Origin of the sequence: Bacillus cereus group sp. BfR-BA-01453 (genome assembly GCF_022662915.1) — a bacterium.
GTDB classification, from domain to species: domain Bacteria; phylum Bacillota; class Bacilli; order Bacillales; family Bacillaceae_G; genus Bacillus_A; species Bacillus_A paranthracis.
Genome location: NZ_JAKUEN010000009.1, coordinates 133635 through 155523 on the forward strand (window position 1 = coordinate 133635; position 21889 = coordinate 155523).

The window sequence follows — 21889 nt, forward strand, 5'->3', positions numbered from 1 at the left end:
GCCTGTCAAAATTCGTTATTTTTTACTTGTTCTTTTCAGTTACACTAACCGCAATTCGTTCAAACTCTTTTTGAATCTCCTCTTTGTATGCATCTACTTTTGAAAAGTCCATAGCAGCAATATAAATTCGTTCTAATTTATCACGAACTGATTTCGCTTTCGCTAAAAAAGACATCGCCTCATTCATTTTTGCTTTATATTGAATAGAGACGTCACGAATTTCCTCCGCATACTTCTCATCCGTCCCTGGTGTTACAATAAGGGCATACATATCTATAATTTCATCACCTTCACGGCTCGGAAAATATTCATGTGGTGCGGTGCTATCGAAAATCGCAAACCCTAATTCTCTTACGATCACCATATCAAGACTATTTGGATCAAACCCACAATGATATACTTCAACTTCAAATCCTTTTTCTTCTGCTGCTTTAGCTAATTTTTTGAGCATTGTTGATTTCCCAGAACCTGGGCGCCCTTTTATAAAATAACGATGTGGTAATCCTTCTGTTAAATTAGGAACAAAATCAACTGCTCCTTTCGGTGTAGCTGCTCCTAAAAACCGATGTTTCACAAGCGATTTTTTCCCAACTTTATCTGTAAATAATTTCCGAATGAGCTGCTCGGTTAGTTCGTTCGCTTTATTAAAATCAATATTACTAATATATATTTTCTCCCACTCATCATGTATAACTAATGCCTCGTTAAAACGAGCGTAAGCAGCTTGAAAAGCCTTGCTTGCTTCTGAAACAAATCGTTCAATTTCCACTTTCTGCTTTCTTAACTTATCTGAATCCCAAGCAATTCCTAAATTAATATACTCCTCGACAACTCCTGGCATTTTTGGCTCAATAACATGCGGTGATGTTCCATCAACAATTCCTACTTTTAACTTCGGGATAATGACACCATCAACCGATTTATTATCAGAAGAACAGTGTAAAAATTCAATATCATATCCCTTTTCAACCCATTCACGACCTATTACCTTAATTAAAGAAGATTTTCCCGTTCCAGGTCCACCCTTTAAAATAAATAATCTGTTTAGTTCTTTTAAATTCTCTTCATATAAATTATGAAATCCTCTAGCTGTATTTCCACCAGCATAATAATTCAATACATTCCCTGTCACTGCACTCACTCCTTCGCAGCATTCTATTTACATAAGCTACAATATGCGAGCAACTTTATTTGGGTGAATACCTATTTTGTATTGCACAGAAAAAGGAAATGAATTACAATTTTATTATCACGAAAATTCCGAACTTTAAATTGAATATACCTTTATCAAGAGAGGCAGAGGGACCGGCCCTTTGAAGCCCAGCAACCTCAGTTTATACAAACTGAATAGGTGCTAATTCCTGCAAAATGCATTGCATTTTGAAAGATAAGACGTAACTATTGTGTGCAAAACTCATCTTTCTTGATTATGAAAGGTGAGTTTTTTATATTTCAAAATATATATTTGGAGGTATTTAAAGTGAAAGTAATTGACCTATCCCAAACATTTGAAAACAATATGTCTCAATTTCCTGGAACACCAAAAATCAATTTAGAAGCCATTACAAGTGTTGAAGAGACAGGCTATCAAGTTACAGATTTTCATTCTGTCGTTCATGTTGGTACACATTGTGATGCTCCTGCTCATTTCATTTCAGGCGCAACGACTATTGATCAATTGCCCCTAGACCAATTTGTAGGTGAAGCTGTTCTTATCGACGTAACTCATGTACAAGAACGAAAACTACGTAAAGAAGTATTACACAATGCTGACATAAAAGAAGGTGATATTCTCATTTTCCATTCCAACCTATCTAATAAATGGAATACAGAAGCGTATGAACAAGAAGCCTTTTATCTTTCCGAAGAATTAGCTGAAGAATTAGTTCAATTAAAAGTAAAATCTGTCGGTTTAGATTTCATTTCTCCTGACGAGGTAACGACAGAAACATCGCCAATTCACCACATACTACTTGGGAATAATATTTATTTAATCGAAAACTTAACAAACTTAGATGCCATTAATGCGAAACGTTTCTTTTTCTCAGCGGCACCTTTAAAAATTAAAAATAGCGACGGTGCTTTCGCAAGAGCATTCGCTGTAATTTTTTAAACAAACTATACAAAAAAGCAAAGATCATCATTGACCTTTGCTTCTATTTCTTTTATTTAAACTAAGAAAGAATTGCTCAACGCGAGGACGTAACCAAGCTAAATAATCTTTCTCTTTCTTCTTTGTACAAGCTATTTCTTCCCCATCGACCATTCCGACAAGCTCTAGCTCTAACAGTTGCCTCGTAAATGCTAACATATTTATTTCTTCTTCCGGATACTCTTCTTTTAATTTCTCCTCAATTTCCCCTAATAAAAAACCGTCACGCATCATTGCCAATGCATCAATCCAAAGTGGCGGCATTTCATATTTTTCTCCTGTAATTGTATCTTTTACAATATAATTCTTTTGCTCTTTTCGAAATTGAATTGTGTGCAAGCATACAGTCGAATTTAATGTTAATTCCATCATACCACCTCTTTCATAATATCTGCATAGAAAAAAGGATGCGCGTGCACCCCTTCTTTTTCTAACACTACCGAACCGTTACATGAATAACAAATCTCATGTCGATATTTTCCTCCATTATAAACGAAGTATTTTATAAAAAAAACCCTTCTTGAAACATTTTATCAAATGTTTATATTTACACAACAAGAACACTTTTCTGAAAAATATTTTCTTCTAGCACATTATACTGACGGTAAAGAAAATTCCACTTTCGTTCCTACTCCCATCTACTTGCAATTAAAAATTCACTCTATATTGTGCTGCATAACTTTCCATTATCTGTACAACATATAAAAGGATTGCTCATAAAATAACCTTATAACGCTAAAAGGAAGGAGATTTCCCCTTCCTTTTCATCACAATTTATATCCACCTTACTCGATCATGTAGCAGTCCATCCGTAAAGTCATTTCCACCAACTACAAAATCATTCATATATAAATTCAAATATTCTCCGTACTTACTTTCTGTATTTAATAATAATTCCTCTACATAATAGGCACCTTGTTTAAAGTTATCGAACAGTAAACTACACAAGCCAGCATAAATGCCACATCCTACTTGGAAGTATGTCGCATTCGTTTTATATTTATGAAAAACTTGACTGCTATTCATCACGTTATACATATAGGTCTCGCTATTTTCATAAACGAGTAATACACCGACTAGATCCTCGCCCGCAATCTCTTCTTCGGCTGGATTAAATACTTTACGATTCCAATTCCATAGATCTTCTACCTTATCTAAATTCTGTCTAATTATATTTGTTGTATACTCGTTAATTCGGTAAAGAAACCCTACTTCCATGTTAAAGTTTTTCCCTAAAATTAAAATTTCCTCATGTGGCATCAAACAACCGTAAAACTCTTTCTCTCCCAACTTTACTTTATACTCTGAAGCATATACATCTTCATAAAAGTAAAGAGGACGATGATGACTCATATACATCGGATAACTCCATATCGCTTCATCTAGAAATCGCTCTACTGCCCATGAAGCATACAGTGTATGAGGCTTTATCAGTGCTGTATCATTCAAAAATGACGTATCATGTTCTACTATATAGCATGCTCTTGGCTTTTCATTCGGGCGTTCCTTCATAAGTTCAACAACCATCCATTGAACAACCCCTGGATTCATACCTGAACCTATAATTGCTTTTGTATTTTTAAATTTATCTTTTTCCTTCTCAAATCTCGTATATCTTTCCGTAAGCTGAAAGCCGATTAAACTATCGTCCTGATCTACTGCCTCGTTTTCCAAAGCTGAATTAATATAACAAATTCCAAGTTCATTACAACAGCTTAATACTCTGATCGTATCTGCCCCTGAAACATCAATCACAACGCTCGTACTACTTTCTTTTAAATGTTTTTTAAATGTCACTACATCTTGGAGATCTATTTCGGATAAAAACAATTGATCTTCCAAATTTGGAAACAACTCGTCATAATACGTCCTATCTTTTTGTTTTATATCAACCAAATAAAATGTAACATTCTTTATCACTTCATAAATCGGGTCTTTTTCATTTACTATCGCTTGATTTAAAATCGCTAAAACTGCTTTTGCTGCTCCACCAGCACTACCAAGTAATGTAATCGATAACGAATTTGGAAACTGCTCCACCAACAAAACCCCTTTAATATATTAGTTAAGCAGTTCTCCCTCAAAAAAATAAATTGAATACATCAAAAGATAGCTCGTACATATTCTTTATAATTTAGTACAAAATTTCCTCTTCAACAGTCATACTAACATATTTATATTCAATTCATTTTTCCCCTCATATTCAGTTCAAGCTAAACAAATAGGCTCGACCTTTTCTTCTGCATATAAAAGAAAAAGCCAGCCCTTTCAATTAACTTACGGACAATGGACAGATTTTACATGTTGAATATTTACATACATTTTCGCATCACGCGCTTTTAATATTTCAATATGCCCTTCATCAATCTTCGCCATCTTTCCGATTTTATTATATTCCTCACCTAAATCGAACACCATAATTTTGCCAGACATTTTAATAAGTTGTTCTTCAAACGTTCGAGCTAACGTAATATTTAAGGGATTCACGGGGAGTTCATTTTTATTGAGGGCGTAAGGCACTTGATTTTCTTTATACGGAATTAACCATTTCAAGTGTTTTAAAGATATATATACAGTTTTATAAACTGGACTATAAAAAACAATATAATCGTTCATTACACTTGTAACATACCCATGTATTGGAGCATTTCCTGCTACATAAATTTCCGTAAAAATCCCTTTGGAAGTACTTAATACTTTCCTCAAAGAAATTGAAGGTGACTCTCTCTTAATTACAGAATCCACATCTGGTTTTGAGATTTCTTCATCATGTGGTCGTAAAAATTTATAATATTGTACATGGTATAAAGATATATATACGTAGTCTTGTCCATTGTAAAGAACAACGATATCATTTCCTACGTCTATTAATACACCTTTAAACCTTTTTTCACCAATTAATTTAACATATATATTTTCTCCAATACTTTTGTTTAACTCATTCATCTATATCCTCCTTCCTATGAATTTCTTCTTTCCTGTCTTTCATTTCTAAAAAAATAATCAGGGCAAAGTTCTGTTTTAATAGTAAGTAATTCCTTTTCATACTATCGAAATAAGAAATTGTTCTTCTCTTTCCCTCATAATGCCCCTCTTATTTATTAAACATTATTCATCTTCATTCTTTTTACATTTAACTACTTGACTCACACTCTTAATATGAGACTTAACTACATAAATCACTTCATCGCAGTTTACTAGTGTAATGCAATCATGGTGTACCTCACTTAACAAACCTTCCACACATTCTGGACCACCACGATTAATTTTTACCCACTTATACTTCAAGTCTTTTAATATATCTAGAAAAGTATCCTCATCAGAGCAGAAACATGAACTATAGCAATCGCCACATTTACTTTCTTTTACTTTCTTAACTAGACTCTTCACATGTTTCAAGTGATAATATACTAATTCACCATGAGGTAATTGTAACGTTAGATAATCTTTGCCTAACGATACGAGCTCACCAACTCGACTTTCTGGTCCGCGAAGGTTTACTTTTACAGTCTCACCAACTAAACATTTAATTTGGTCACAGCATAATACCAATTTTGTATCCCCCTTTCTTATTATCTTCCTCTACTTGATTGTCTTTGTGCACGAGCACGACCTGAATTATTGCTACTTTCCTTACTATCGTCGCTCTCATCGCTCTCTCCGCATGCTAAAGCATTATAGTTAACACTTTTAATATGCTTTATTGCAATTAATATAATTTCTTCTTTTACGATTAATGTTACGAAGTCACAAGAAACATCTTGTAAAATGCCTTCCACTTTCTCTGGACCACCGCGATTAATTTTCACCCAGCAGTATTTGAAACTTTCAAGCAATGCTTCAAAGTCTTCTGCACAAGCGCAATCTTCCCACTCGCAATCACTTGATCCACATTCTTTCGCATTTTTTGTAATACTTTTCAGATGATTAAGTTGATAGTAATAAAGCTCACCTTTTTCATTCTGTAATACGAAGTAGTCCGGACATACTGATATTATTGTTCCTTTTTGAGATTCTGGACCACCCCTGTTTACTCTCACAAAAGATCCAATTAAGTCTTTCAAAAAATCACAATGAAATAAACTCACGAGAAAACCCCTTCCATTAATTTATAAGCTTTTGCACTGATAGTATATGTATCTGTACAGGTTACGTTCTCTATGTTTGTCCTAGCTAGAAAAAAATATGCTTTTAACATGGTAGACTACTACCTATCAAAATTTGAAGAAAGGCTAAGAACTCCTTATGCTTTTAATATCTTTAAACAAAAAATCCCTTATGAAGATACATTTCTGCGTATCTGCATAAGGGATTTCCCATAGTTTAATCTTCGTCTTTAACATCCATATCTTCTGGAATTGGTTCGTTCAATATTTCTTCCACTAATTGCTTATATTTCTCCATTTGTTCTAAATGTGTATTGAATTGTTCTTTATTTAATAAATACTGCTCTCCATCAAATAGTGCACGAATTTTCTTTTGCTGAATTAACTCTTCAATATACGACTTTGGTAAATTTAAATACTCCGCAGCTTCTTCTACTGTTATATACAACTCGTTCATTCCTTTATTATTTTTTCCTATATACTGTATCTTACTTTATTTTTGTAAACAATTGAACTACTCACCACTTAACGTCCTTATGGACTGTTTAAAGTGGGAGATTCCTAAGTACAGAAACCTAGTGGCTTCTAATTCATTAGGCTATCCCCGTAGTTCCTACGGTTAGAAGCCTTAAAGCTTCTTTTTTAAGATTGATACTTGCGTTAATATCTCTGTCGTGATGACTATTGCACGCAGGACAATCCCATTCACGTAGATTTAAATTCTTAACGTCTTTGTTTTGATACCCACAACAAGAACATAATTGGCTTGAAGCAAATGTTTTGGATACCGGAATGACTTGTTTTCCATACCATTTTGCCTTGTATTCTAGCAATGTTCTAAATTGTGACCAAGATACTTCACTAATCGCTTTTGTTAACTTATGATTTTTTAACATATTCGATACTTGTAAATCTTCTATACCGATAACATCGTGGTTTTTGATGATTTCAGTTGAGATTTTGTCCAAGTAATCTTTTCTAGCATTAGCTATATATTCATGAATTCTAGCTACCCTTACTCTTTGTTTATTCCAGCGAGAAGATCCTTTCATTCTTCTAGAAAGAACACGCTGTGCTTTTGCCAACTTCTCTTCCAATGAGCGAAAAAATTTAGGGTTTTTATAGGTTGTTCCATCTGACAAAATGGCGAAATCTTTTAATCCTACATCCATTCCAATATAAGAATGTGTTTTCGGAAGTTCTTGCACTTCTGTTTCAACTAACAATGACACAAAGTATCTACCAGAAGGGTTCCGTCTAACCGTAGCATTTAAAATACGTCCCTTTACTTCACGACTTTTGGCAAATCGAACAAGACCTAGTTTCGGCAATTTCATTTTGTTTCCCACAACAGCAATGTTTTCATTTGTTTGTTTTGTGGTATAAGATTGTACGTTGTTCTTTTTAGATTTGAAACGCGGGGCACTGTTTTGTTTTTTAAAAAAGCGTGTGTAAGCATCCGCAAGGTTGCGAACAGACGCTTGAATAGCAATACTATCCACTTCTTTTAGCCAAACAAACTCCTTCTTCATGGCAGGAAGTTTGGCAGAGCATGTACCATATGTCAAACCTTTTCCTGTTTCTTTGTATGCATTATCCCATAGAGATAGGAAGTGATTGAATACAAAACGCGAACAACCAATCGTTTTATTAATCAGGATCGCTTGTGCTTTATTTGGATAGATACGAAATTTATACGCTTTATTAATCATCCTTCGTTTCACCTCCATTTCGATATATGTCTATTATATACCAAACATATATTCGATTGGTAGTGAAGTGATTATTACAAATTGTTGGGTAACACTTTACATATGTCGAACAATTAAGATGACTTCCTGTCATCTCTTGTTCGAAGCCAATTCATCTCCCACCTACTCACTGGACTACGTCCTTCACGTTCCTTGAGGAAGGAGTCTTCTTGGCTAAATTGATAAAAAAGATTTTGTAAATGCAATTTAAAAAGAAGGTGGATGCATTCCATATATTGTATAATAATATAGTAAGGATTTTTTTAAATATAGAATGGTATTACCCATTTACACAAAGGAGAGTTAACATATGGCTACTCGTCACATCATTACAATGTTAGAAAAAACATTACAGGTTGAAACAGAAAACACAATTTCGCATTTAACTACATCTTTATCTGATCGTATTCTTTCTCAAAGCGCAGCAATACATGAAAACAATTGTTACCATACAATTGGGGAATGGTACAAAAATCATTTTTTATTCCAACAAGATGATTTCCTTTGGGCTAAATACGCTTTCTATGACGCATATTGTGAAGCTATAAAGGCACAAGGACATCTTACAAAACGTGTCCGTCAAATATTAGAATCATTAGCTCGAATGCATGGAAAGCAGTACATTGCTTCTATATTAAATATGCCATTTCCTAACGAACGAGCTAAAGGAACAGCATAATGTAAGACTGTTCTGCGTCAGCAAAACATAGACTCATTGTTTTATAGGAAGATTTACAAATAAAACGTTCATTTCACATGAACTGATGAAACCGGTGTCATTATAATGATTGAAAATATAGTAAACAGGAAAACCCCCATTTACCTCTCTCGTCACTCGAAAAGAGAAGTAAATGGGGGCCCTAAACATTTTATTCGAAATTACTAACATTATCCTCGTTATCCAATTCATTTCTCCACTCTTTAAATTTTTCAATGTCACTACTAACTTGTTTAATGGCTAAACTAACTATCGCTACATCATCTATTAGCCCTAATCCTAAAATGACATCTGGAATTAAATCTATTGGTGATACAAAATATAAAATTGCGCCTACAATAGCAAGAAGTGATTTCTTCGGAATTTCCCGATATTCCCCTTTTCTCCAACAATTCATCATTTCAAATAAAACTTGAAGATTATCCCAAACATCAGTTAAAGCCCCTTTATTATTTTGAGATATTTTCATCCCTTTTTGTATTAAAGTTTGTATTTTACTTTCATCTTCTAAGTATGCACTAGCCCGATTTTGATACTTTTTATTTTCTTTTTCAAATTTTTTACTATCAAATTTCTCTTTAATATTTTTCTTATTAAACATAGATCCTACACTCCTTCATTATTTAACTTATATAATCAAAATAAAAAATTTACGACGCAATAATACAGGACATAAAACCATCCAAAAAATGTATTAATAAATAACCAAAATACTGAGTGGTTTCTTTCCCATGAAAGACACATCGCTGTTATATTTCCAATATTAAAAAACCAAGACGTTATCTTTCTAGCGTTAGTTCCTTTTATTACTACATCATTAAAATATTTGTAACTCCACTCTTTTAAACTGCACTTTATTTTTTTCACCATACTACCCAATCCCTATATTTTTTTTTATAGCCTACCTTTTTCTGTAATTCGTTACTATAATTTAATTATACATATATACTTATAAAAAATGGTCCACTAAAAGCAGACCAAACGGAGGAAATCTATGAAATCAGAACGTAATATTATATTAGAGATTACAAATGAACTTGGACCTCTGGCAACTAGCGCTGTCTCGTATAATCCCTTAAAGTCTATAGTCCTAGGTGCATTAAATGTGAAAGCATTAATTAAAAAGATATCTATGTTAAACAACGATATAAAAGGACAACCAACCTTAATCAGCTATTACATTGAAAACATCTGTAAAAAACTCGATGTGAAAAATACAGATATCTTTAATGCAGCTAACCTAAGTAAATCATATTTTTACCAAATAAAAAAAGGACAAAAACATCCAAGTAGAAATACGTTAATTAGCTTATGCTTCGCTTTTCAATTAAACGTTTCTGAAACTAACCTTTTTTTAAAAAAAGGCGGCTATAACGATTTATATTTTAGAGATACACGAGATGCTATTATTGCCCATTGTTTATAGAAAAAAAGCTTGATTTAATTACAACGAACATTGAATTAGAGGCGTTGAATTTAGAAATAATCGAATGATATTCATCTATATAAATAAAACAGAGAGACCTAAGAAGATCACTCTGTTTTATTTACTATTATTTCATCATCTGCTTGATCAATTCACGATTTCTCTTCTTAAATACTTCATTATGCGAAGAAACCATTCCGTACTCACTTGCATCTGGTTGAATAAATTGTTTCGCTTTATTTACAGCATTTCCAGCATCTTGGAATGCTCCCGCAATTAAGTGTAATTTTCCTTCATGCTTTAAAATATCCCCAGCAGCATATAATCCGTCTACTGAAGATTCACTATTTGCATTACCAGCAATATAATAATTATCTATAATCGCAACGTCTAACTCACTATTTTCTAATAATGTAATGTCACGTTCATATCCATGATTAATAATAACTTCATCAATAGGTAAATGAGAAACTTCACCTGTCTCATGATTCGTTAATTCTACATATTCAATCGCTTCATGATTATCACCAGCAATTAATTTTGTAATAGAGGTATTAAAGAAACACTCCGCTGAGCTGTTCATAAGTTGCTTCACTTGTGCTTCATGACCAGATAATTCTTCTTTTCTATATGTTAAATAAACTTTTTTCGCAATTGGTTCTAACTCGTTTGCCCAATCAATTGCAGAGTTACCTCCGCCTGAAATAATGATCGTTTTATCTTTGAAACGTTTTAACGATTTAACTGTATAATTTAAGTTCGATACTTCAAATCGCTCCGCACCTTCAATTGATAACTTTTGTGGTTTCAATATACCACTTCCAGTTGCAACAATAACTGTTTTTGAAAAATGTTCCGCGCCATTGTTTGTTTTTAGCGTAAAAGTACCATCTTCATTGCGAATAATTGATTCTACTTTTGTATCTAACACCACTTCTGGCTTAAATGTTAGCCCTTGCTGTACAAGTTGCTCAATTAATTTATCACCTGTAACTGGCAATAGTCCACCTACATCCCAAATCATCTTCTCTGGATAAACATGTATTTTTCCACCTAACTGTGGTTGAAATTCTATTATTTTCGTTTTCATTTCTCTGAGTCCACTATAAAAAGCTGAATAAAGCCCTGCAGGTCCTCCGCCTATCACAGTTACATCAAACAATTCTTCTCGATTCATTCGTGCTCACTCCTCAGCTATCAATCATTGATTATCATTCTCAATAAAATATAACCTGTTTCCGCAAAATTTACAATCAAAATTACTATTGACAATACACCTATATAAAATTATATTATTTAAAGAATCAATAGTGATAATCATTATCAATTTGTTAATAATTAGTAAATTTGAGATTACATCTTCTCTCATTAATATGGTTAATACTATATTGTAGAATCTCACATTCAAGATTTTTAATAAATATTTTGCATTACCACTACTCTTTCAAACAGATTGCAGTTAAACAAATTATCGTATACACATATCATCTATGTTAAAGGAGAAAGACGATGAAAAAGTTATTTATTTCACTAACAGTTCTTTTCGTTCTTGTTATGAGTGCTTGTAGCAATGGCTCTACAGACAAAAAGAACGATGCAAAAGGCAGTAAATCAGAAACAATTACATACCAATCTGAAAATGGTAAAGTAGAAGTTCCTGCAAATCCAAAACGCGTTGTTGTTTTATCATCATTCGCTGGTAACGTAATGTCACTAGGTGTAAATCTTGTTGGGGTAGATTCATGGTCTAAACAAAACCCACGATTTGATAGCAAACTTAAAGATGTTGCTGAAGTATCAGATGAAAATGTTGAAAAAATCGCTGAACTAAATCCAGATTTAATCATCGGTTTATCAAATATTAAAAATGTTGATAAGTTAAAGAAAATCGCTCCTACTGTAACATACACTTACGGAAAAGTTGATTACTTAACACAGCATTTAGAAATTGGTAAGTTATTAAACAAAGAAAAAGAAGCAAAAACTTGGGTTGATGACTTCAAGAAACGTGCACAAGAAGCTGGTAAAGAAATTAAAGCAAAAATCGGTGAAGATGCTACAGTGTCTGTTGTAGAAAACTTCAACAAACAGCTTTATGTATACGGCGAGAACTGGGGTCGTGGAACAGAAATTCTGTACCAAGAAATGAAATTAAAAATGCCTGAAAAAGTAAAAGAAAAAGCATTAAAAGAAGGTTACTACGCATTATCTACTGAGGTATTACCTGAGTTTGCTGGTGATTACTTAATCGTAAGTAAAAACAAAGATACTGATAACTCATTCCAAGAGACAGAATCATATAAAAACATCCCAGCAGTAAAAAATAATCGCGTATACGAAGCAAACATGATGGAATTCTATTTCAACGATCCACTTACATTAGACTTCCAACTAGACTTCTTCAAGAAGAGCTTTCTTGGTAAATAATACAAACATGAGGAATTCTTAAATTAAGAATTCCTCTTCCTTTATTCTATGAAAAGAAAAGATGTGAAACGAATGACAAAAGAACATGACAATACACGTTCTATAGCTTTTACATACAAATTAATTTTAAGCATAATTGCATTCTTTCTTATTTTTATGGTAGCAATGGTATTAGGTGCTGCAGATACTTCAATAAAAGACGTATGGTCAGCACTCACTTCCTCCGCTAAAGGGGATAAAATATCTATTATTCGCGAAATACGTTTGCCCCGTGAAGTTGCCGCTATTTTTGTAGGAGCTGGACTTGCTGTTTCTGGAGCAATTATGCAAGGATTAACAAGAAATCCACTTGCCGATCCTGGATTACTCGGGCTATCTGGTGGAGCAAATGCTGCGCTTGCACTAACACTTGCTTTCAATCCTTCCATAAGCTATCTTTACTTAACATTAGCTTGCTTTATCGGTGCTGCAGTTGGCGCAATTATGGTATTTGGAATTGGTATGGTGAAAAAAGGCGGGCTCTCCCCTCTTCGAATTGTATTAGCTGGTGCTGCCGTTTCAGCATTTCTACTCGCAATTTCAGAAGGAGTCGGCATTTACTTCAAAATTTCACAAGATGTATCACTTTGGACTGCTGGAGGCGTAATCGGAACTACTTGGAGCCAATTGAAAGTTATTATTCCAGTCATTTCAATTAGTATCTTTATCGCTATCTTACTAGCAAAAAAATTGACAGTTCTTAGTTTCAGTGAAGAAGTGGCTATTGGACTAGGTCAAAAAATTATTGTTATTAAAACCATTCTATTTATCATTATTATCTTACTTGCAGGTGCGTCTGTAGCACTTGTCGGAAATATGGCATTTATCGGTTTAATGGTACCTCACATGGTACGCCCAATTGTCGGTCCAGATTACCGATTTGTTATACCGATGTCAGCAATTGCTGGTGCTTCCTTTATGCTACTTGCAGATACAATTGGACGTACCATTAACGCTCCGTACGAAACACCAGTTGCCGCTATTGTCGCAATTGTAGGATTACCATTCTTCCTATTCATTGTACGTAAAGGAGGAAAAATGTTCTCATGATCCCATCTATTCTAAGAAAACAACGTCTTATTATACTCGCTTTACTTATACTAACCATTACAACTATTGTAATTGGAATGGGGCTCGGTTCAGCATCTTTATCTTATGATCGACTACTCCCAACATTAATGGGACAAGGGACTTTTAAAGAGGAGTTTGTTTTATACTCTTTACGACTACCTAGAATTATTATTACATTATTAGCTGGTATGGCTCTCGCTTTATCAGGTGCTATCATGCAAGGTATTACCCGAAATGATTTAGCGGAACCTGGTATTCTCGGAATCAACTCTGGGGCCGGTGTTGCTGTTGCTATTTTCTTTTTATACTTTCCAATAGATGTAGGCTCATTTCTTTACTTACTACCTGTCGTTGGATTTATTGGAGCATTTCTAACAGCTGTTCTAATCTACTTGTTTTCATATAGTAAATCAACTGGACTTCAGCCGGTGCGATTAACATTAACCGGTATCGGTTTTGCATTTGCACTATCTGGAATGATGATTGTCCTTATTTCATCCGCAGATCGTATGAAAGTGGACTTTATCGCCAAATGGATTGCCGGTAACATTTGGGGAGATGACTGGATCTTCGTTTTAGCAATGCTTCCATGGTTAATCGTATTCATTCCGTTCGTTTTCTATAAAGCAAACCGATTAAACATTCTAGCATTAAACGAACCGGTCGCAATTGGCGTTGGAATTGAAATTGAAAAAGAACGCAGATACTTATTAGTGGCAGCCGTTGCGCTTGCAGCTGCTGCAGTTTCCGTAACAGGAGGAATTAGCTTTATCGGACTAATGGCTCCTCATATCGCAAAATCTTTAGTAGGTCCAAGACATCAAATTTTCATGCCTATCGCCCTTTTAATCGGTGGATGGCTATTGCTACTAGCAGACACAATTGGACGAAATATCGTTGAACCTAACGGTATCCCAGCAGGTATTGTTGTCGCTTTAATTGGTGCTCCTTACTTTATGTATTTGTTGCTTAAGAAGGCGTAAAAAACACCCTCAAGAATGAAATCTTGAGGGTGTTTTTATTCTACTGCTGCCCATACCCTTCAAACTTCTTCGCCAAATTCTCCATCTCATCTTCTGGCAATAACTTCGGTTCTCCAACGCTTTTCGTTTGATAATAAATTTGTGCACAAAACTCAATTTCTTCCGCAACAGTAAACGCCATTTTTATGTTATTTGCACCTGCAATTAAACCGTGGTTTGCAAGTAAAACAGCACGGCGATCAATCATCCCTTCGAAAGCAGCCTCTGCTAATTGCTTCGTCCCAAATGTTTCATACGGTGCACAGCGCACATTCGGTCCCGCGAAAGCAATTAAATATGATACAGCAGGAAGTTCCCATCCTAATGATGCAATCGTCTTTGCGTAAGGTGAATGTGTATGCACAAGTGCATTTATATCTTCACGCTTTCTATAATAAATAAGATGCATATCGAGCTCACTTGATGGTTTCCTCTCTCCCTCTACTACATCGCCATCTAAGTTTAATATAACTACATCTTCAGGCTTCGTTTCATAATAATCTAAACCACTTGGGCTAATGGCAACAAGGCCTTGCTCCCGATTGAAAATACTAATATTACCGCCTGTCCCCTTTGTTAAACCGCTAGAAATCATTTTCTTTCCATACGCTACAATTTCTTCTCTCTCTTTTTGTAATAACATATACATCCCCCTAAGTATGAAGCTTATGATGACTGACTTTGTATCTATCTACTTATTGAAATAGATTTTTTAAGTTCTCCGTAAACGGTGCTTTTACAATCCCTTTTTCTGTAATAATCGCTGTTACATTTTCATGTGGCGTGACATCAAATGCTGGATTATATACTTTACTTTCTTTCGGAGCAGAATATTGCCCAAAGCGATTAATCACTTCAGAAGCATCCCTTTCCTCGATCGGAATTTCTTTTCCTGTCGGTGTTTTTAAGTCGATTGTCGGTGTTGGTGCTGCTACATAAAACGGAATGTTGTAGTATTTCGCTAAAATAGATACGCCTAATGTCCCAATTTTATTTGCTATATCACCATTTGCTGCCACACGGTCGCATCCAACGATTACCGCATCAATCTTCCCTTGTGACATGACCATAGCTGCCATATTATCTGTAATGACAGTGACGTCAATTCCCGCTCGCTGCAATTCTAATGCCGTTAACGTTGAACCTTGTAATCTAGGACGTGTCTCATCTGAATAGATTTTCAAGTCCCATCCTTTTTCTTTCGCTAAGTACATTGGAGCTGTCGCAGTACCATACTTAGTCGTCGCTAACGCACCTGCATTACAATGTGTTAATACTCCCATTCCATCATGGAATAATGTTAGTGCATGTTCTCCAATGTGACGGTTAATTTCTTCATCTTCTCTATGAATCTCTTTTGCCTCTTCTAATAATCTATCTTTCAACTGGGCGATTGATAAGTGTGCGTTCTCTGTCGCGACTGCCTCCATTCTTTCAAGTGCCCAAAATAAGTTTACTGCTGTCGGTCTTGATGTTGCTAAGTATGCACATACCTTTTTTACTTCCTCTATCAATTCTTCCACCGTATTTTGAGTAACTTCCTTGGCTCCTAAATACACACCGTAAGCTGCTGAAACACCAATCGCTGGCGCACCTCTTACTTTCATTACTTGAATGGCATCCCACACACCTTCAGCTGTCTTGAAAGATTCATAGACAACCTCATTCGGTAATAATGTTTGATCTAATAAAACTAAAGCATCATCTTTCCACTGGATTGGTATTAATTGCTCTTCCATCATCTTCTCCCCTTACTTCGCATAGTGCATTGACTGTTCTTTTAACGTTTCTACAAAGCTTGTACCTGTTTTATATTGATTCGCCTGTAAAATAAATTTCTTCGCTACTTGAAGACAAATACGCTCTGCTCTAGCACGTGCTTCCTCATTCTCAATGCAAGTCATGTCTTTTACTTTCGCTAGCCCAACAATACGACGAATTAACTCAAGGCCTGTCACTGCAGCTGTATCCTCTAATACAGACTGCAAATATACTTCGTTAAAGCCTTCTTCCTTCGCCATAATCTCGGTCACATGAATATCCCATGCACTTAAAAACTTCTTCTTAAACAAATCAATTACCTCTACCATTGTCGTTTGTAACCAACTCATATACGTATCTTTCTCAGCACCGGGCGGCATGGTTGCATCTGCATTTACCCAAGCAAACATTAAATTCGCCATTACATTCCCAACGTCATATCCCATTGGTCCATAAAAGGCAAACTCAGGATCGATTACCTTTGTGGAATCATTTTTTACAAAAACAGAACCAGTATGCAAATCACCGTGAATAAGCGCCTGTGCATTCGTCATAAAAGAAAACTTAAGTTTAGCTACTTCTATACGGAGCTCTTTATCACTATAAATATGTTCTCTAATCCATCCATCATTTAACGGAAATAACTCATTACGCTTATTATGATTTGTAAATGGCTCAGCGTATACGAGTTCTTCTGTAATCTCACATAACTCAGGATTTATATAATTCTTCACAAGCTCCTTCTTCTCTTTATGATTCATTACAACATCCGATGTTAATAAGAGCGTATTTACCATAAAGGTCGTTAAATCATCCGCAAGCCTCGGAAATATTTCATGATTTATAAGTGCTGTACGTAATATTGTGTGATCCGATAAATCCTCCATTACGCAACAATTCATCACACTATCAAACAAATACACCTTCGGAACAAGTCCAGGTGCTAACTCTTCCTCTAACTGCAAAACATCTGATTCTATACGAATACGATTCGTCGACAACTTAAACTCATCTGAAATACGTGCTGTATCCCCAGCTTGCTTTACAATGACAGAAATGTTCTTCTGTTCATCCCAAACGCGGAATACATAATTTAAATTACCATCACCTATTTCTTTACACTGTAACCCCTTTGCATGTTCAAACTTACATAATTTCTCTTTCACATATACAATCACATCGCTAGCTTCCATTAAAAAATACTTCGTGAACTTAGACATGGTTTCCCCTCCACACTAATTGTAAGCGTTTTCTAAAAGCTATAAAAAATAATAGGATTAAATCTTTCATCCTATAATATATGTTCTTCTTTTTGAAATGTATATCTAGGTTTTATTATATCTTGTTAATATCTTGAGTCAACGTTTCTATGTCATTGCAATATGCTTCCTAATTATATATTTGAGAGGACAAAAATTGTTCAAAAAGATTCTAGTTCATTTTATTTTATTTATCACACAATTCTTTGTAAAATAGAAATACGCAGTTCCTTTTCAAAAAGACAACTTCTAAGAAATATTTCCTTCCTAAGAATTTATACTTACATCATATCTCTAACATACACACTACTCTTTCAAGCACTCATTGAAAATTTATAAACTTAAAATTATCTTTCCATTCCCTGTTATCCTTAATTGAGAATAAATATTAATTAAATTGATATAAAGTTCGTTTATTCGCTTGACAAAATAACCACTTCTATATGATAATTAATATCGAATTAGAATTATTATAGTTAATTAAAAAATATATTTTATGAGCACACTATTTTTTGATGCTCAAAACCAACATTTAGGAGGAATTTTAATATGTTATTAATCGGCACAGAAGTAAAACCGTTTAAAGCTAACGCTTACCATAATGGAGAATTTATCCAAGTTACTGACGAAAGTTTAAAGGGAAAATGGAGTGTAGTTTGTTTCTACCCAGCTGACTTCACATTCGTTTGCCCAACTGAACTTGAAGACTTACAAAACCAATATGCAACTCTTAAAGAGTTAGGCGTTGAAGTATACTCTGTATCTACAGACACTCACTTCACTCACAAAGCATGGCATGATAGCTCAGAAACTATCGGTAAAATCGAGTACATCATGATTGGTGACCCAACTCGCACAATCACTACAAACTTCAACGTTTTAATGGCAGAAGAAGGTCTTGCTGCTCGTGGTACATTCATCATCGATCCAGACGGCGTTATCCAATCTATGGAAATCAATGCTGACGGTATCGGCCGTGACGCAAGCATTCTTGTTAACAAAATTAAAGCAGCTCAATACGTACGTAACAACCCAGGTGAAGTTTGCCCAGCTAAATGGCAAGAGGGTTCTGCTACACTTAAACCAAGCCTTGACCTTGTAGGCAAAATCTAAGGAGTTCGATCAAAATGATACTAGATGCAGATATAAAAACACAACTATCCCAATATCTTCAATTAATGGAGAACGATATTTTACTTAAAGTAAGCGCAGGAGACGATGACGTATCTAAAGATATGTTAGCTCTAGTAGACGAATTAGCTACTATGTCATCTAAGATTACAGTAGAAAAAGTTGAATTAGAGAGAACACCAAGCTTTAGCGTAAACCGCCCTGGTGAAGACACTGGTGTCGTATTCGCTGGTATTCCATTAGGACACGAATTTACTTCATTAGTGTTAGCTTTACTACAAGTAAGTGGACGCGCTCCAAAAGTTGAACAAAAATTAATCGATCAAATTAAAAACATTCAAGGCGAATATCATTTTGAATCTTATATCAGCCTAAGTTGTCATAACTGTCCTGATGTTGTACAAGCTCTTAACGTAATGAGCGTTCTTAACTCTGGTATTACACATACTATGATTGATGGCGCTGCATTCAAAGAGGAAGTAGAAAGCAAAGACATCATGGCAGTACCAACAGTTTTCCTAAACGGCGAATCTTTCGGCAGCGGTCGTATGACACTTGAAGAAATTTTAGCTAAAATGGGTAACGGTCCAGATGCATCAGAGCTTTCTGATAAAGATCCATACGATGTTCTTGTTGTTGGTGGCGGCCCTGCTGGTGCAAGTGCAGCAATTTATGCAGCACGTAAAGGAATCCGCACTGGTATCGTTGCTGAGCGCTTCGGTGGTCAAGTAATGGATACTATGGGCATTGAGAACTTCATCAGCGTAAAACGCACTGAAGGTCCTAAGCTAGTGGCAAGTCTTGAAGAGCACGTTAAAGAATACGACATCGATGTAATGAATCTACAACGTGCGAAACGTTTAGAGAAAAAAGAACTTATTGAAGTGGAACTTGAAAACGGCGCTATTCTGAAAAGTAAGAGCGTAATCGTTTCAACAGGTGCTCGCTGGCGTAATGTTGGCGTACCAGGTGAAGCTGAGTTCAAAAATAAAGGTGTAGCATACTGCCCACACTGTGACGGTCCATTATTCACTGGAAAAGACGTAGCAGTTATCGGTGGAGGTAACTCTGGTATTGAAGCAGCTATCGACTTAGCTGGTATTGTTAAGCACGTAACTGTTCTTGAATTCATGCCAGAATTAAAAGCTGATGCTGTATTACAAGAACGTCTTAACAGCTTACCAAACGTAACTGTTCTGAAAAACGTTCAAACAAAAGAAATTACTGGTACTGATAAAGTAAACGGTATTTCTTACATCGATCGTGAAACTGAAGAAGTTCATCACGTTGAATTACAAGGTGTATTCGTACAAATCGGTCTTGTTCCAAACACAGACTGGTTAGGCGAAACAGTTGAACGCGTTCGCGGTGAAATCGTAACAGACAAGCACGGCGCTACAAACGTACCAGGAGTGTTTGCTGCAGGTGACTGTACAAATAATCCGTACAAACAAATCATCATCTCTATGGGTTCAGGTGCAAACGCAGCTTTAGGCGCATTTGATTACTTAATCCGTAACTAATAAAAAAGACGCGCTACCAATAGGTAGCGCGTCTTTTTTATTATATTTCATGTAAATAGTTATCAAGTTCCTTCCAACTCATTACTGTATAAGGTGTTCCTACATTTAATACTACCTTTACATTTTCTGCTACTACTTGCATTCTCTTAGTTGGATTATCTCTTTTTCCTGAAGGATAAATAGCAAGTTTCATCATTTCTTGCTTTCCATCTTCATAAATCCTTTTCTTTAAACCGAATTGGTTAATTTGTTCCTTTGAAGGAACTTCTTTGCCTTCCCAGTCACATATTTCAAATAGAGGATACCGATCTCCGTGCCATTCCTCAATAATCTCAATGACTTTAAGAATAATATAACTCCCTGATGCTAATTCATAACTAACAGCATCACCTGCTTTTAAAGAAGTATTAGCTATAAATCTTTTCGGCACTTTTTTAGCTTCTGGCTGCCGAGAATGTAACTGCTCTCTTAGTTTATTTAAAACTACTTCACGTTTCTTCTGTAATTTAGGTTCTTCTTCCCAGCGGGCTAAATCTGCACCACTTTCTATTATTTGCAATGCCTCCTGCTTAACATTCTCTTGAAGTCTCCCTAACCTCCATTGTATGGAAGCAAATACTAACCAAAAAACAATAGTCTCTTCATCATCTAATTCATTCATGTATTCCTCAATTACAATCCTACTTGCTTCCTCATTTGAATATTCATTTGCTAACAAATCCTTATACAGTAACTTAATATCCTCAGCAATATCGTCTGATAATATTACTACTCCCCAAGCCCCCATACATTAACACTCCAATCTATAAACTAAAAACCTCTCATTCCCATTCTTCTCATAAGCACCTGGCAATCTAACTTCTTTCTGCAGCTCAAACGCAGTCTGATTTTCTAAGAAGAAAATATAGTCCTCAGAAGGATAATATAAAATAATATCTACTTCTCTCCCCGTTTCTTCTACTGAAAGCAAAATGTTATTTACTACATTCATAAACACTTGCACAGAAAACGGATTAAAGAAATAAAACCTATTATCATGTGGATCAATCTCATATTCCTGCGCTAAACAACATTGGAATTGAATTTTCCCCTTACTGTTTCGTGCCTTTCGTGCATAACGATCTCGATTATCCATCGCTTCTTTATAAAACTCTTCACTCATTTCAATTCCAACTGCTGAAGCACCACATTTATGATGCATATAAAAGTTTAATCGCCCTTTTCCGCACCCAAAGTCTACAATTCGGTCGCTACTTCGTATTTCATATTGATTCAATAACTCATCTAACCCGCTATACGGTGTCGGTTCATAGCGATGATAATGCATAGACTTGTTAAACCCTTTTTGCTCACCGACTGTTTTTATATGTAAAACTGCATCGTAATATTGTTCGTTCATTCGTCTTCTCCTATTAGAAAATGGTACTTATTATTATACACCATGTACTGGAGGCTCATTTTTCATCAAATTAATAGGTACGTGAAATTATATTAACGGTTTTC

23 protein-coding genes and 1 riboswitch are annotated in these 21889 nt (G+C 35.1%); of the genes, 8 read left to right on the forward strand and 15 right to left on the reverse strand.

Annotated features, from left to right (window positions below; all coding sequences use genetic code 11):
* Nucleotides 1-22: 22 nt before the first annotated feature.
* Nucleotides 23-1132 (reverse strand): PRK06851 family protein, encoded by a 1110-nt coding sequence (locus MR070_RS18295; protein WP_242261758.1) that lies wholly within the window; start codon nucleotides 1130-1132, stop codon nucleotides 23-25.
* 149 nt (nucleotides 1133-1281) lie between these two features.
* Nucleotides 1282-1394, forward strand: a riboswitch (SAM riboswitch).
* An 86-nt stretch (nucleotides 1395-1480) separates the two neighbouring features.
* On the opposite strand from MR070_RS18295, the gene MR070_RS18300 reads away from it, so the two are divergent.
* Nucleotides 1481-2113 carry a cyclase family protein gene (locus MR070_RS18300; protein WP_242261759.1) on the forward strand — a complete coding sequence of 211 codons (633 nt, stop codon included), beginning with the start codon at nucleotides 1481-1483 and terminating at the stop codon, nucleotides 2111-2113.
* A 27-nt stretch (nucleotides 2114-2140) separates the two neighbouring features.
* On the opposite strand, the gene MR070_RS18305 is transcribed toward MR070_RS18300, so the two are convergent.
* The 7 genes from MR070_RS18305 to tnpB all read right to left on the reverse strand — a co-directional run bounded on the left by MR070_RS18305 (nucleotide 2141) and on the right by tnpB (nucleotide 7970).
* Nucleotides 2141-2521: a hypothetical protein gene (locus MR070_RS18305; RefSeq protein ID WP_000424113.1), complete on the reverse strand. Its 381-nt coding sequence runs from the start codon at nucleotides 2519-2521 to the stop codon at nucleotides 2141-2143.
* Between the two features lie 405 nt (nucleotides 2522-2926).
* Nucleotides 2927-4192: an S-adenosylmethionine decarboxylase related protein gene (locus MR070_RS18310; protein ID WP_242261760.1), complete on the reverse strand. Its 1266-nt coding sequence runs from the start codon at nucleotides 4190-4192 to the stop codon at nucleotides 2927-2929.
* 237 nt (nucleotides 4193-4429) lie between these two features.
* Nucleotides 4430-5098, reverse strand: a complete 669-nt coding sequence (locus MR070_RS18315; protein ID WP_001004273.1) for an LSm family protein — start codon at nucleotides 5096-5098, stop codon at nucleotides 4430-4432.
* A 162-nt stretch (nucleotides 5099-5260) separates the two neighbouring features.
* Nucleotides 5261-5704, reverse strand: a complete 444-nt coding sequence (locus tag MR070_RS18320) for a spore coat protein (RefSeq protein ID WP_242261761.1) — start codon at nucleotides 5702-5704, stop codon at nucleotides 5261-5263.
* A 20-nt stretch (nucleotides 5705-5724) separates the two neighbouring features.
* Nucleotides 5725-6240, reverse strand: a complete 516-nt coding sequence (locus tag MR070_RS18325) for a spore coat protein (RefSeq protein ID WP_073536169.1) — start codon at nucleotides 6238-6240, stop codon at nucleotides 5725-5727.
* 235 nt (nucleotides 6241-6475) lie between these two features.
* Complete coding sequence (locus MR070_RS18330; protein ID WP_001004507.1) at nucleotides 6476-6715, reverse strand: helix-turn-helix domain-containing protein; 240 nt, start codon at nucleotides 6713-6715, stop codon at nucleotides 6476-6478.
* A gap of 136 nt (nucleotides 6716-6851) precedes the next feature.
* Nucleotides 6852-7970, reverse strand: a complete 1119-nt coding sequence (tnpB, locus tag MR070_RS18335) for an IS200/IS605 family element RNA-guided endonuclease TnpB (protein ID WP_070805128.1) — start codon at nucleotides 7968-7970, stop codon at nucleotides 6852-6854.
* A 349-nt stretch (nucleotides 7971-8319) separates the two neighbouring features.
* Between tnpB and MR070_RS18340 the strand changes: the two genes are divergently transcribed.
* Nucleotides 8320-8688 carry a hypothetical protein gene (locus tag MR070_RS18340; RefSeq protein ID WP_000235479.1) on the forward strand — a complete coding sequence of 123 codons (369 nt, stop codon included), beginning with the start codon at nucleotides 8320-8322 and terminating at the stop codon, nucleotides 8686-8688.
* A 190-nt stretch (nucleotides 8689-8878) separates the two neighbouring features.
* Here MR070_RS18340 and MR070_RS18345 read toward each other — a convergent pair whose 3' ends face one another.
* Nucleotides 8879-9328, reverse strand: coding sequence for a YkvA family protein (locus tag MR070_RS18345; protein WP_000482304.1), 450 nt, complete (start codon nucleotides 9326-9328; stop codon nucleotides 8879-8881).
* Nucleotides 9329-9721: 393 nt separating this feature from the next.
* On the opposite strand from MR070_RS18345, the gene MR070_RS18350 reads away from it, so the two are divergent.
* The gene (locus tag MR070_RS18350; protein WP_242261762.1) at nucleotides 9722-10153 is read left to right on the forward strand and encodes a hypothetical protein; all 432 of its coding nucleotides are present in this window, start codon (nucleotides 9722-9724) and stop codon (nucleotides 10151-10153) included.
* Nucleotides 10154-10280: 127 nt separating this feature from the next.
* Here the strand turns inward: MR070_RS18350 and MR070_RS18355 are convergent, their stop codons facing one another.
* Entirely contained in the window at nucleotides 10281-11330 is a 1050-nt protein-coding gene (locus MR070_RS18355; RefSeq protein ID WP_242261763.1) for an NAD(P)/FAD-dependent oxidoreductase, read from the reverse strand.
* 332 nt (nucleotides 11331-11662) lie between these two features.
* On the opposite strand from MR070_RS18355, the gene MR070_RS18360 reads away from it, so the two are divergent.
* The 3 genes from MR070_RS18360 to MR070_RS18370 are packed head-to-tail and all read left to right on the forward strand — an operon-like array spanning nucleotide 11663 to nucleotide 14673.
* Nucleotides 11663-12580 carry an iron-hydroxamate ABC transporter substrate-binding protein gene (locus MR070_RS18360; protein WP_000732578.1) on the forward strand — a complete coding sequence of 306 codons (918 nt, stop codon included), beginning with the start codon at nucleotides 11663-11665 and terminating at the stop codon, nucleotides 12578-12580.
* Nucleotides 12581-12628: 48 nt separating this feature from the next.
* Nucleotides 12629-13669 (forward strand): FecCD family ABC transporter permease, encoded by a 1041-nt coding sequence (locus MR070_RS18365; protein WP_000823048.1) that lies wholly within the window; start codon nucleotides 12629-12631, stop codon nucleotides 13667-13669.
* Nucleotides 13666-14673: a FecCD family ABC transporter permease gene (locus MR070_RS18370; RefSeq protein ID WP_242261764.1), complete on the forward strand. Its 1008-nt coding sequence runs from the start codon at nucleotides 13666-13668 to the stop codon at nucleotides 14671-14673. The genes MR070_RS18365 and MR070_RS18370 overlap by 4 nt, the downstream gene beginning before the upstream one ends.
* 40 nt (nucleotides 14674-14713) lie before the next feature.
* Here the strand turns inward: MR070_RS18370 and MR070_RS18375 are convergent, their stop codons facing one another.
* The 3 genes from MR070_RS18375 to mtnK are packed head-to-tail and all read right to left on the reverse strand — an operon-like array spanning nucleotide 14714 to nucleotide 17693.
* Nucleotides 14714-15355 carry an L-fuculose-phosphate aldolase gene (locus MR070_RS18375; protein WP_000926547.1) on the reverse strand — a complete coding sequence of 214 codons (642 nt, stop codon included), beginning with the start codon at nucleotides 15353-15355 and terminating at the stop codon, nucleotides 14714-14716.
* Nucleotides 15356-15407: 52 nt separating this feature from the next.
* Complete coding sequence (mtnA, locus tag MR070_RS18380) at nucleotides 15408-16451, reverse strand: S-methyl-5-thioribose-1-phosphate isomerase (protein WP_242261765.1); 1044 nt, start codon at nucleotides 16449-16451, stop codon at nucleotides 15408-15410.
* Nucleotides 16452-16463: 12 nt separating this feature from the next.
* A complete protein-coding gene (mtnK, locus tag MR070_RS18385; RefSeq protein ID WP_000033262.1) occupies nucleotides 16464-17693 on the reverse strand; it encodes an S-methyl-5-thioribose kinase in 1230 nt (409 codons plus the stop codon).
* Nucleotides 17694-18281: 588 nt separating this feature from the next.
* On the opposite strand from mtnK, the gene ahpC reads away from it, so the two are divergent.
* Nucleotides 18282-18845 (forward strand): alkyl hydroperoxide reductase subunit C, encoded by a 564-nt coding sequence (gene ahpC / locus MR070_RS18390; protein ID WP_242261766.1) that lies wholly within the window; start codon nucleotides 18282-18284, stop codon nucleotides 18843-18845.
* A gap of 14 nt (nucleotides 18846-18859) precedes the next feature.
* Nucleotides 18860-20386 (forward strand): alkyl hydroperoxide reductase subunit F, encoded by a 1527-nt coding sequence (ahpF, locus tag MR070_RS18395; RefSeq protein ID WP_000599492.1) that lies wholly within the window; start codon nucleotides 18860-18862, stop codon nucleotides 20384-20386.
* 40 nt (nucleotides 20387-20426) lie between these two features.
* Here the strand turns inward: ahpF and MR070_RS18400 are convergent, their stop codons facing one another.
* Both MR070_RS18400 and MR070_RS18405 read right to left on the reverse strand, forming a co-directional pair.
* On the reverse strand, nucleotides 20427-21173 hold the full coding sequence (locus MR070_RS18400; protein ID WP_242261767.1) for a hypothetical protein: 747 nt from the start codon (nucleotides 21171-21173) through the stop codon (nucleotides 20427-20429).
* Nucleotides 21174-21176: 3 nt separating this feature from the next.
* Nucleotides 21177-21785 carry an SAM-dependent methyltransferase gene (locus tag MR070_RS18405; RefSeq protein WP_242261768.1) on the reverse strand — a complete coding sequence of 203 codons (609 nt, stop codon included), beginning with the start codon at nucleotides 21783-21785 and terminating at the stop codon, nucleotides 21177-21179.
* Nucleotides 21786-21889 lie beyond the last annotated feature (104 nt).